The organism is Pedobacter gandavensis, assembly GCF_032678465.1.
Taxonomy (GTDB): Bacteria; Bacteroidota; Bacteroidia; order Sphingobacteriales; family Sphingobacteriaceae; genus Pedobacter; species Pedobacter gandavensis_B.
In genome coordinates, this window is sequence record NZ_JAVTSK010000016.1 from 32,086 (window position 1) to 43,865 (window position 11,780).

Below are 11,780 nucleotides of genomic sequence, written 5' to 3' on the forward strand. Positions count from 1 at the left end.
AAGCATGAAAAAATACAGTATTTATATCAACGACAACACTTTGTTTATTGCGGATTCTAAGCCTGTTCAGGAAAAGGAAATCCAGGAATTAAGTGTTGAAAGTTTTGATTTCAAATTGTTCTATAAGAATTTACCTTCAAATGTTAACTCAGATTTTTTATTGCTGACCGCAGATCCTAAGGCGCTTTTTAAACAAATTAAAAATAACCTGACATTGATTAAGGCTGCTGGAGGATTGGTGAAAAGTGCCAAAGGAAATTACCTGTTTATCTTCAGGAATAAAAAATGGGATCTGCCAAAAGGAAAGGTGGAAAAAGGAGAAAAAATGAGGGAAGCTGGCTTGAGGGAGGTGGAAGAAGAATGCGGAGTGATGATTTACAGTAATGATGAAAAGCTTTGTAAGACTTACCATGTTTATCCGATGGGTTCAAAATTGGTATTAAAGAAAACCAAGTGGTATAGCATGACTGTAAAAGGAGAACCAAAATTGATTCCCCAAAAAGAAGAAGGTATTACAAAGGCCAGGTGGCTAAGTAAATTTGAGCTGGCACCTGTACTCATCAACACTTATCCATCAATTATCCAGGTATTGGAAGTAGGTTCCTTACTACAGGAAGGGGATAGCGTTTTGAGGTAAAAACTGACTCACATCTCCGTGATTTCTTAGGATATCACGGACGATGGTAGAGCTAATTGCCGAATATTCAGGTTTACTCAAAATAAAGATGGTTTCCATTTCTGGCATCATCGTCTGGTTGATCTGTGCGATGGCGCGTTCGTATTCAAAATCTCCGACAGAACGGATCCCCCGCACCATGTACTGCGCATTGATCTTCCTGCAAAAATCTACAGTTAAGCCTTCATAAAGCTGAACATCCACCTTTGCCTCTGATTCAAACACTGTTTTTACAATTTCTTCCCGCTTTTCAGCAGAAAGATAGCTCTGTTTGGAACTATTTAATCCAATACCCACCACTACTTTATCAAATAATGGTAAGGCACGTTTCAGAATGTCTACGTGGGCAATGGTAATGGGGTCAAATGATCCTGGAAAAAGGGCGATTTTCATCTGTTTATATTTTATGAAAACGCCACATATATTTACGTGGCGCTGTCGAATTCTTATTTTACTTTTTCAAAGAAGCTAAAGGAGGAGTTCCCATATCTTCTGGTTTCTTTAAATCCTGGTAATGCATTCATCTTTAACAGGGAAGGATGCTCTACAATCAATAAGCCGTTATCGGTTAGCAGGTTGTTATTGATCACCAATTCAGGGATTTTAGGGATGGTAGGCAGGTCATATGGCGGGTCTGCAAAAATGATCTGATAAGATTTTTTATGCGTCTCCAAAAATTTGAATACATCGGCTTTCTGTACCTCTATCGCATCCAGTTGATATTTGGCGATCACCGATTTTACCCAAAACACACATCCGGAATGTTTATCTACGGAAGTAATGTTTTTTGCACCTCTTGAGGCGAATTCAAAGCTGATATTTCCTGTTCCGCAGAAAAGATCAAGCACATTGATGCTGTCAAAATCGTAAGTATTGTAAAGAATGTTAAAAAGTGCTTCTTTGGCCATATCTGTAGTGGGCCTTACCGGTAAGCTTTCCGGGGCATTGAATCGAATGCCTTTTAATGTACCGCCAATTATTCGCATATATCCAGTGCTAGCAAGCTGCTGTAATAATGAGCAGGCATGTCTTCTAAAATTTTGTGATCTACCTGATCACTTAAGGGAGTGTTAAATGTGATGTTCCTGAAGTACTTTTCCAGACATTGGTAATAGGCATCATCTTCATGGATGATACCGCTTAATAATACCTCAGTCTCAATGAGGTCGATTTGTATTTGCTGAATCAGTAACAACAGATAATAGTTAAATTCTTCCGCATTTTCAATTTCATAACAGTTGCGGAAAATGAATTTTTCTCCTGCTGTAAGTACGGCAGTAAAAGAAGCTGCAGTAAAGTCAAGGATTAGTGATTTCTTTCCTTTATCCTGAACCATAGCCAGTATTGGCGCAACCTGGTCAAATAATTTGCAGGTCAACAGCGTATCTGTTAAAGTCTCATCCATAAAACGCTGAAGCGTAAAAATAGAAGTGAATCCATACTGTGCAAATGGCCTTACATAGAGGTTGTCTGATGGTACCTCGGTAAAGAATTTTGCATATTGATTTAAATTTTTGGCATCGAATAATTCAGTTGGAATGGAGATCGAGTTTTCACTGTATACTGCAACCTTAATGTCTTTGAATGGCAGATTTAAATAACTGTCATTTTTTAATTTTACAGCAAGATCATGGGGAATGTTCCTGGATTCCTGCTGATCATAAACCGCTTTTAACTGGTTGCTGGTTTTGTCAATAATGGCATAGGAAAAGCTATCTGCGGTGATTTTTAACAACAAATTGCAGTCTGGAGCAGTACTAGGATCAAATTCGGGATCAACTAATAAAATGCTGTTTTTATGGCTCATCTGTATCAAATTATTTAAGATCAAAATTAATCCTTTTTTCTATAACATCACCATTGCATCTTTGTTAAATGGATAAAGCATCAATTATAGCCCAGTCTTACGGATTTACACCGACGGCTGAACAGCTGGTTTTTTGTCAGAAAATGGCTGCTTTTTTAAGTCAAGGCTTAGATGATCAGTGTTTTATATTGCGGGGTTATGCTGGGACGGGAAAGACAACTTCTGTTGGCGCATTGGTAAAAGCATTACCGAAATTCGGCTTTAAGGCCGTGTTAATGGCGCCAACCGGGCGCGCAGCAAAGGTGATGAGCAATTATACCGGGCGTAAAGCACTCACTATTCATAAGAGAATTTATAGAAAAAAATCTGCGGTATCTACCGAAATGTCTTTTCAGATTGCACCTAATTTGGCAGAACATACCGTGTTTATCATTGATGAGGCCTCCATGATTGCAGATGAATGGAACACGCAGACTGCTTCTTCATTTTTGAGGGATTTGATGTTATATGTATACAATCAAAAAAACTGCGCGGCGATTTTTGTTGGAGATACAGCACAGTTACCACCTGTGGGAAGTATCGACAGTCCGGCATTGAATAAGGAATATATGGCTGCAAATTTTGGAATGTCGGTTTCTGCAGTAGAACTTAAGGAGGTTGTCAGACAAGAGAAAGCATCCGGGATTCTCGCCAATGCCACTATGTTACGGAAATTGATCAATGAAGGCTCATCTGAAGAGGCAGATGAAATTGAATTGCCAAAATTTATCACCACAGGATACAAAGATATTTTCAGGATGACAGGTTTAAAGCTGGTGGAAGGATTGGAGTATGCTTATAGTAAATTTGGGATAGAGAATAGTTTGGTAGTTTGCAGATCAAATAAATCAGCAAATGTATACAACCAACAGATCCGTGCGAGATTACTTTATCGTGAGGAAGAGCTGACCGGTGGCGATCAGATCATGGTGGTGAAGAATAATTATTTCTGGCTTCCTGATAATGAATCAGCTGCTTTTATCGCCAATGGCGATATGGCAAGAATCGTACGGGTGAGGGGCACAGAAGAACAATTTGGTTTCCGTTTTGCAGAAGTCGCACTGGAGTTTATGGATTTTCCTGATGCCGGACAAATCACTTGTAAAGTGATGCTGGATACCTTGACTGCGGAAACGCCGAATCTTTCCTATGAATTGGGTAACAAATTATTTGAAGCCCTTAATGTAGAGTACGAACATATAACCAATAAGAAAGAAAGGTTTAATGCGATTAAAGCGGATCCTTATTATAATGCATTGCAAATAAAATTCGCCTATGCAGTGACTTGTCACAAAGCACAAGGCGGGCAATGGGATGCTGTTTTTGTAGATCAGGGCTATTTAACAGAAGATATGATCGACCTCGATTTTTTACGTTGGTTATATACTGGTGTGACCAGGGCAAAAAGAGAATTATTTTTAGTAAATTTTGCTCCAAATCTTTTTGTTAGTCCTTTAGAAGATTAAATAACGCTAAATATTCAGAACGCTATGAAAATTGCTTATTCCTTAAAACAGAAAATGAAAATCGCTACATTTCTCTTTGCGATTATGGCCTGTACGATTTTGATCAGGTTTCTGGAAGATAAAAGTGTGAAAAGCATGAATGAGTCTTTTGTGTCTATGTATAATGACCGATTGATTCCGGCGACGGATTTGTTCTACATCTCAGAGCGCATCTTTGCTAAGAAATATATGTTGGATAGTTTTCTTTATTCTGGAAACCCGGATAAAAAAGATGTCAAATTATTGAAAAGTCAGTTTGAAAAGTTCAATAGCACGATAGATTCACTCATGAAAAAGTATGAAAAGACCTTTTTGGTGAAGCAGGAAAAGTTGCAATTGGCAGAATTGAAAGTCAGATTGGTCAAATCCATAGCGACAGAGCAAAATGTAATTTCATTGAGTGAAACGCATAGTATTGAAGATGGTCGGAAACTTTTTGAGACCGTAGGGCGGGAAACGTCAAGGCAAACCCTGCAAAAAGTTACGGAGCTGATGAGGATCCAAACGCAGGTAGGTCAGGAGCTGATTCAAAGTTCTGAATCTATGGTTTCCAGAAGTAAACTGTATTCGACTTTACAAATCGCATTGGCCGTGTTGATTGGGATTCTGGTGGTAGGTATTATTTCTGCCTCCAATGTAGTGCAGGTGAAAAATGATAAGTTCAATTTGAATTAGAAATATCAATTTTTTATATAAAGGAACGCGTTCCGGAAAAACTATCTCTAAATTCTTTTGGTGTACAGCATTTCTTTTTTTTGAATATCCGGTTGAAATTGGAAATGTTGTTGAACCCACATTTGTAAGCGATTTCAGAAATGGTTTGTGTGCTGGAGATCAGCATTTTTGTAGCATGCCCCAGGCGGATTTCATTGAGACTATCAATAAAGGTGCTTCCTGTTCTTTTTTTGATAAATCGGCTAAAAGACACCTCCGGCATATTTGCGGCTTTGGCAACCTCCTCCAATGAAACCACATGATGGTAATTCGCATTCATGTAATCAAATGCTTTTTCTATTCTCCTGCTATTGTAATTGAATTGCTCATTGTTGAAACTGGAGTTTGATAAAGTGCGCATATTTCTGGAAATGGAGAGGTCATGGAGAATAGAAAACAGTTCTAATACAGAATCAAAACCTTTTTTCTGATTTAAAGAAAGGATTCTTGGGGTCAATCTTTCAATGGTATCTGGCGCAAATAAGATTCCTTTTTGCGCACGGTCAAACATATTGGCAATGAAACTCAATTGATTTCTTTTGAGAAACCTGTCGTCAAAAAGATCCTTGTGAAACTGAATGGTGATTTCCAGAATTTCTTCGCTATTACATTGATGCGTAAACCAGGCATGGTACAGGTTTGGTCCAATAAATACCAAATCCGCGTTTGTAATCACATCAATGTGATCACCCACAATTCTTTTGGCTCCTTTTGCATGTAAAATCAGATTCAGTTCGTATTCCTCATGGTAATGTAAAGGGAAGTCGAATTCTTTCTTAGTTCTGGAAAAGATAGTAAAGCAATCGCTTTGCGTTAATGGGGTTATTTCCCTGACTATGTTGTTTGACATCATATAAATATAACAAATGTGTTCGGAATGAATTAGGTTTATGTTAAAATAGTACTAGGTTAAATTAGTATTAATGAGGTAGTAATGAGTCTTTTTGTTTGGTGAATACAAATATTTGTTAAAATAGTATTGAAGCTGTATGCGGAAATAGTATAGTTTTGATTTTATGAAGTTTCAACTGATTGATGTTCTCATTATCATCGCTTATCTGATTAGTACAATTATTATTGGCTTTTGGTACCGTAAAAAGGCAAAGGAAAATAACCAGAGTTATATTATGGGGGGGAAATCCTTGCCCTGGTATAAGCTGGGTTTGAGTGATGCCTCTGATATGTTTGATATAAGCGGCACCATGTGGATGGTGAGTCTCTGCTTTGTATATGGTATGAAAAGCATTTGGATTCCATGGCTATGGCCGGTATTCAATCAGGTTTTTTTAATGATGTATTTGTCTAAATGGTTGAGACGGTCAAATGCCACTACGGGTGCAGAATGGTTGTCTACCAGATTCGGACTGAAGGGACGAGGGGTTGATGCTTCTCATAAAGTGGTGGTGGCTTTTGCCTTATTGAGTTGTTTGGGTTTCCTGGCATATGGTTTTATCGGCCTCGGTAAGTTTGTAGAGATTTTTATTCCATGGGATTTTGTCAAAGCCTATGTCCCATTTGAAGTTTCGCCTCATTATGTCCCTCATTTTTATGGGATTATATTCACGCTTTTTGCCATGTTTTATTCCATTCTTGGTGGGATGCATGGTATCGTGTTTGGCGATATGATTAAATATGCCATCATGACGGTAGTTTGTATTTCTATTGCCGTGATTGCCATGATGAACCTGCATGGTCAGCATCTGAATGTGCCAAAAGGCTGGGATAGTCCTTTCTTCGGAACGCATTTAGAGCTCGACTGGACAGGCATCATCAGTGATGTCAATAAAAAAATAGAAAGTGATGGTTATTCGCTTTTCAGCATTTTCTTTATGATGATGTTGTTTAAAGGGGTGTTTGCTTCCCTTGCAGGCCCTCCGCCAAATTATGATATGCAAAAGATTCTGTCTACAAAATCGCCTAAAGAAGCGAGTAAAATGAGTGGTTTTGTATCTATTGTATTGTTGCCAATCCGCTATTCTCTTATTGTAGGCTTAACGGTTCTGGGGATTCTTTACTATGATCAAATGAACCTGAAAGGGATGGATGGAGCGATAGATTATGAGAGGATTTTGCCGGCAAGTATCAATAGTTTTGTTCCGGTTGGCCTATTTGGATTGGTGTTGACAGGTTTGCTGGGGGCTTTTATGGGGACTTTTAGCGGTACTCTGAATGCTGCACAGGCTTATATCGTAAACGATGTGTACCTCAAATACATGAATCCAACTGCTTCCAATAAAAAAATCATATCCATGAATTACTTATCCGGTGTAATTGTGGTGGTATTGGGTATTACCCTCGGTTTTTTTGCCAGGGATGTAAATAGTGTATTGCAATGGATTGTATCTGCTCTATACGGTGGATATATCGCTGCAAATGTGTTGAAATGGCATTGGTGGCGATTCAATTCCAATGGCTTTTTTTGGGGCATGTTTACAGGTATAGCAGCAGCACTGATATTTACCAGATTTTTTTCAGGTGTGGAATTCCTGTATTACTTCCCTCTGTTGTTCCTGCTATCGCTGGCTGGTTCAGTACTGGGCACTTATATGGCTCCGCCTACAGATGAAGCTACATTGAAAAGTTTTTACCGTACGGTACGTCCATGGGGATTCTGGGGCCCTGTTCATGAAATGGTCTTACAGGATGATCCTTCCTTTGAAGCGAATAAGAATTTTGGCAGGGATATGTTCAATGTGGTACTGGGCATTATTGCGCAGTTGTGCCTCACCTTATTGCCGATGTACCTGATTTTAATGATGAAAATTCCTTTAATGATTACCATAGCTATACTGGCGCTTATTGTATTCATTTTGAAAAGAACCTGGTGGAATAAACTCGAAGATTAATAGAAATATATGATGGATTACGAAAAAAGACTGGAGGAGCTCTCCCTAGCCCATCAGTCTTTACTTACGCGCAGAAACAAATCTGAAGACTTAGGAAATGGTATTTTCAACCGATATGAAAATCCGGTGTTAACGGCTGCCCATACTCCACTTTATTGGCGTTATAATTTGAACAGAGAAAGTAATCCTTACCTGATGGAAAGGATTGGGATCAATTCAGTGTTTAATGCCGGAGCGATCAAATGGAACAACAAGTACCTGCTGATGGCCAGAGTAGAGGCGAGTGACAGGAAATCTTTCTTCGCGATTGCAGAGAGCGACAATGGGATTGATCAGTTTAAGTTCTGGGAGTATCCAGTGGTGATTCCTGAAACAGAATTACCCGATACCAATGTATATGATGTGAGGTTAACTGCACATGAAGATGGTTGGGTATATGGTCTGTTCTGTACAGAGAGAAGAGATCCAACAGCAAGTGAAGGCGACCAGTCGGCGGCTTTGGCACAATGTGGAATTATTCGCAGTAAAGATTTACTGAGCTGGGAACGCCTGGCAGATTTGAAAACAAGTTCTGACCAACAGCGAAATGTGGTGCTCCATCCTGAATTTGTAAATGGTAAATATGCGTTTTATACGCGTCCACAAGATTCTTTCATTGAAGCAGGTAATGGGGGAGGAATTGCTTTTGGGCTTTCTGAATCTATTGAAAACGCAGAGATTCCAGAAGAATTGGTGATCGATAAAAAAGAGTACCATACGGTGTATGAGGCCAAAAACGGGCAAGGACCAACACCTATAAAAACGAAGTATGGTTGGTTACACCTGGCCCATGGGGTTAGGAACACGGCTGCCGGACTAAGGTACGTGCTTTATGTGTTCATGACGGATCTTAATGACCTGAGTCTGGTGATTCATAAGCCTGCGGGCTATTTTATTGCGCCAGAAGGTTCGGAACGGATTGGCGATGTATCTAATGTTGTTTTTAGTAATGGCTGGATTGCTGATGAAGACGGGAAGGTATTTATTTATTATGCCGCCTCAGATTCCAGAATTCATGTGGCAACAAGCAGTATTAATCAGTTGCTGGATTATGTAATGAATACCCCTGAAGATGGTTTGAGATCTGCAGCAACGGTTCAACGCATTCATAATTTGATTGATCAGAATAAAGAAAATCTTGAAGTAAACAAAATGAAAACATCTTCATGATGGAATCAGCGCTTAAGGATGAGGAGAGGTTGGAAAGGATTTTGCCTTTTAGACCTCTCTTCAACACATCCGGATGAGTACCGATCCAGACAAATGGAATAATACCAAGGAAGGATTTAATGCTGATGTTTTCTTAAATAGAGAGCTGTTTTAGTAGCGTCATTTGATCAATCGTTCCGAAATGTCTCCAGATAATTTCTCCATTCTTAAAGACCATAAATGTAGGAACTGACCTTACATTGTATTTTTGTGCAGCGGCCTGATTTTTATCAATGTTTATTTTAATGACACGGGCATTTCCTTCGGTAATCCTGGCCACCTCCTGTACTATGGGGTTCATGGTTTTACATGGACCACACCAATCTGCATAAAAATCTACTAGTATTGGTGTGCCGGATTGGATTATTTCTTGAAATGAACTCATGGTTTAAGACTTAATGAAGTGATTGATTCGAGTATGTAGGTATTCCGGAGAAAAACAATGATTTGCGGTATGGTTTTCTCCGGATGTTGATTTACCCGGGTAATTTAAAGATACGGTATCCGTATTTAGTGTTTATTGTGCATCATAAATGATTACTTTCTCAAAAAGACCACGGAATTCATCTAAAAATGCTTTGTGTAAGTCATGAACCTGGTATACATCATGTCCTGCAAGATCTGAAAAGAACAAGATTAATGAAAAAGTATAGCTGGTGTCTACCACTGCGCGTTCGATAGGGGCAGGAGTACCAATATGGAAAGCCTCTACCGATTCAATTGCTTCTAATGATTCAAGTCCGCTTTTAAAGGCTGCTTTTTGATCTTCGGTAGTGTCGGCTTTTAGCCAGAATAAAACGTGATGAGCTAACATAAAATAAGGTTTTTTGGTAAATATAGGGATTTGTCTGCTGTCAGAGAAGGGAGAGGGGGATAATCCAGGAGCTAAAAACATCGCTGTTCGGAAAAAGAAACCAGAGAAAGGTATGGGCCTTCCTCCGGTAACGTAATCTAGCGTGCATTTAAACAAACGTAAAAGGATAACTAAACGCTACAGTAATTCAGCATTTCTTTTTGAGGGGGATTCGATGATTGGAATTGTTAATTTAAAAACAATGGGGTTACATTGATTTAATTTTGATATTTTAGTTTAGGGGCTCGTAAATGCAAGCAAAAAACATCATTTCTGATCAGGAACTTCAGGCTAAATTAATAGCAGGAGAGGAGTCTGCTTTTGCGGCATTATATGATCGTTATAGTCAGATGATTACTGCTTACATCAAAAGGTTTGTGAATTCCTCAGATCTGGCAGATGACCTAACTCAAGAGGTTTTTATTAAGGTATGGCAATGTAAATCAAAACTTGATGAGGTGAAATCGATTAAGGCTTATCTTTTGATTATGGCTAGAAATCACACCTTAAATAGTCTTAAGAAGGCCATGCGATTTGATGTAGCGATGGCTGAAGTTATCGGTAGTTTCGTAGAGCAAAGAAATGAGACTGAAGAAGAATTGCTGAGCAAAGAGTATTTGAATTTCCTGAATAAAGCATTGTCGGAACTCCCCTATAGAACAAGGGAAATCTTTAGATTGTGCAGGCAGGAAGGAAAAAGTTATGATGAAGTTGCTTTTGCAATGGGGATTTCCAGAAATGCCGTTAAAAATCACATGGTCAGCTCCATGAAAATATTGAGTGCTTCCGTAAAAAAGGACCTTGGCATCTCTTTAAGTATCCTTTTGACCCTCTTCCTGAAATCATAAAAAAATAAATGATTTTCTGCTACCCTGGCTACCCTTAAATATTGTCTTAGTATTTGAATGGACATCCTATGGAAGAGAATGAATTTTATGAAGCCCTTGTTCAGCGTTATCTAAACAAACAACTGACAGATCAGGAGCTTGAACTTTTTACGGAATTATTAGGAGCAGGTAAGCTGGATGATCATTTGTCTCGCGCCTGGAACGCAGGTGCTGAAATTACTGAAGCAGATGAATTGGATTTTATCCAAACCCAAAAGTCAAAATTGTTATGGCCAAAAGCCATTGCTGCCGCTGCCGCGATTATTGTAATCTGTGCTGTAGCCGGGTATTTCTATTTCCAAAACGATCTCAGTTCTGCGACTTCCGATCTTGCTGTTCATCGCAATGATGCAGATCCTGGTGGGAATAAAGCCACATTGACTTTGTCTGATGGTTCAAAAATTTCACTTACTGATGCCAATAACGGCGTATTGGCCAAACAAAGCGGAGTAAATATTTCGAAAAGTAAAAATGGTGAGCTGGTTTATTCAATTATAGATTCTGAGGTTAAAAATCCAGGTTTTAATATGATTAGTACGCCTAGGGGAGGTATGTATCAGGTCTATCTTCCTGATGGAACCAAAGTGTGGTTGAATGCAGCGTCTTCAATAAAATTTCCAACCTCATTTGCTCATTTAAGTCAACGTAAAGTAGAGTTGGAGGGAGAAGCATATTTTGAAGTAGCAAAAAATAAAAAACTTCCTTTTATCGTGTCTACAGCCCGACAGCAGGTACAAGTGCTGGGGACGCATTTTAACATCAATTCTTATTCCGATGAGGAGGAACTGAAAACCACACTTCTGGAAGGAAGCGTGAAAATTTTTGCAGGCAATGTGATGGTGTTGAAGCCAGGGCAACAGGCTAACGTACGCCGAAGCGGATCAGGGAATATTACGATAAGTAATGCGAATATAGCACAGGTAATGGCCTGGAAAAATGGATTTTTCCATTTTGAAAAAGATAACCTTCATTCGGTGATGCGACAATTGTCAAGATGGTATGATGTGGAGGTGATTTATGAAGTAGATCGTGCTGATGATGAATTTATGGGAGATATTCCCAGAGGAATTAAGCTATCTGAAGTACTAAAAATGTTGTCTTTTGAGGGAACTCAATTTAAGATTGATGGAAATAAACTCATTGTTAAAAAATAGAAAGATAAAATCCTGTAACCGAAATCTAAACCAACCTCAATCGCTTATGGA

Annotated in this window: 14 protein-coding genes; 8 read left to right on the plus strand and 6 right to left on the minus strand. The window is 38.9% G+C overall.

The features are described 5' to 3' along the window. Window positions 1-4 precede the first annotated feature (4 nt). On the plus strand, window positions 5-637 hold the full coding sequence (locus tag R2Q94_RS21365) for an NUDIX hydrolase (RefSeq protein WP_316823512.1): 633 nt from the start codon (window positions 5-7) through the stop codon (window positions 635-637). Here the strand turns inward: R2Q94_RS21365 and coaD are convergent. Genes coaD through R2Q94_RS21380 form a run of 3 tightly spaced genes read right to left on the minus strand, consistent with a single transcriptional unit; the run spans window position 608 to window position 2,483 of the window. Next, a complete protein-coding gene (coaD, locus tag R2Q94_RS21370) occupies window positions 608-1,069 on the minus strand; it encodes a pantetheine-phosphate adenylyltransferase (protein ID WP_316823513.1) in 462 nt (153 codons plus the stop codon). The two genes, R2Q94_RS21365 and coaD, sit on opposite strands and share 30 nt — an antisense overlap. 53 nt (window positions 1,070-1,122) lie before the next feature. Beyond that, window positions 1,123-1,662: an RsmD family RNA methyltransferase gene (locus R2Q94_RS21375; protein ID WP_316823514.1), complete on the minus strand. Its 540-nt coding sequence runs from the start codon at window positions 1,660-1,662 to the stop codon at window positions 1,123-1,125. Beyond that, window positions 1,653-2,483: a DUF3822 family protein gene (locus R2Q94_RS21380; RefSeq protein ID WP_316823515.1), complete on the minus strand. Its 831-nt coding sequence runs from the start codon at window positions 2,481-2,483 to the stop codon at window positions 1,653-1,655. Before R2Q94_RS21380 ends, R2Q94_RS21375 begins: the two co-directional genes overlap by 10 nt. Window positions 2,484-2,551: 68 nt before the next feature. Here R2Q94_RS21380 and R2Q94_RS21385 point away from each other — a divergent pair, with 68 nt between their 5' ends. Beyond that, window positions 2,552-3,988 carry an ATP-dependent RecD-like DNA helicase gene (locus tag R2Q94_RS21385; protein ID WP_316823516.1) on the plus strand — a complete coding sequence of 479 codons (1,437 nt, stop codon included), beginning with the start codon at window positions 2,552-2,554 and terminating at the stop codon, window positions 3,986-3,988. Window positions 3,989-4,012: 24 nt separating this feature from the next. Then, window positions 4,013-4,702: an MCP four helix bundle domain-containing protein gene (locus R2Q94_RS21390; RefSeq protein WP_316823517.1), complete on the plus strand. Its 690-nt coding sequence runs from the start codon at window positions 4,013-4,015 to the stop codon at window positions 4,700-4,702. A gap of 13 nt (window positions 4,703-4,715) precedes the next feature. Here R2Q94_RS21390 and R2Q94_RS21395 read toward each other — a convergent pair whose 3' ends face one another. Further along, window positions 4,716-5,591 carry an AraC family transcriptional regulator gene (locus R2Q94_RS21395; RefSeq protein WP_316823518.1) on the minus strand — a complete coding sequence of 292 codons (876 nt, stop codon included), beginning with the start codon at window positions 5,589-5,591 and terminating at the stop codon, window positions 4,716-4,718. A 166-nt stretch (window positions 5,592-5,757) separates the two neighbouring features. Between R2Q94_RS21395 and R2Q94_RS21400 the strand changes: the two genes are divergently transcribed. Together R2Q94_RS21400 and R2Q94_RS21405 are read left to right on the plus strand one after the other, a co-directional pair. After that, window positions 5,758-7,587: a sodium:solute symporter family protein gene (locus R2Q94_RS21400; RefSeq protein WP_316823519.1), complete on the plus strand. Its 1,830-nt coding sequence runs from the start codon at window positions 5,758-5,760 to the stop codon at window positions 7,585-7,587. 9 nt (window positions 7,588-7,596) lie between these two features. Beyond that, window positions 7,597-8,796, plus strand: coding sequence for a glycosidase (locus tag R2Q94_RS21405; RefSeq protein WP_316823520.1), 1,200 nt, complete (start codon window positions 7,597-7,599; stop codon window positions 8,794-8,796). A 133-nt stretch (window positions 8,797-8,929) separates the two neighbouring features. On the opposite strand, the gene trxA is transcribed toward R2Q94_RS21405, so the two are convergent. Beyond that, on the minus strand, window positions 8,930-9,220 hold the full coding sequence (trxA, locus tag R2Q94_RS21410; RefSeq protein WP_316823521.1) for a thioredoxin: 291 nt from the start codon (window positions 9,218-9,220) through the stop codon (window positions 8,930-8,932). A gap of 132 nt (window positions 9,221-9,352) precedes the next feature. After that, window positions 9,353-9,649, minus strand: coding sequence for a Dabb family protein (locus tag R2Q94_RS21415; protein WP_316823522.1), 297 nt, complete (start codon window positions 9,647-9,649; stop codon window positions 9,353-9,355). 13 nt (window positions 9,650-9,662) lie between these two features. On the opposite strand from R2Q94_RS21415, the gene R2Q94_RS21420 reads away from it, so the two are divergent. From R2Q94_RS21420 to R2Q94_RS21430, 3 genes are all read left to right on the plus strand, one after another. Beyond that, a complete protein-coding gene (locus tag R2Q94_RS21420; protein WP_316823523.1) occupies window positions 9,663-9,785 on the plus strand; it encodes a hypothetical protein in 123 nt (40 codons plus the stop codon). Between the two features lie 154 nt (window positions 9,786-9,939). Next, entirely contained in the window at window positions 9,940-10,536 is a 597-nt protein-coding gene (locus tag R2Q94_RS21425) for an RNA polymerase sigma-70 factor (protein WP_316823524.1), read from the plus strand. Window positions 10,537-10,604: 68 nt separating this feature from the next. After that, window positions 10,605-11,729, plus strand: a complete 1,125-nt coding sequence (locus R2Q94_RS21430) for a FecR family protein (protein ID WP_316823525.1) — start codon at window positions 10,605-10,607, stop codon at window positions 11,727-11,729. The last annotated feature ends 51 nt before the right edge of the window (window positions 11,730-11,780 follow it).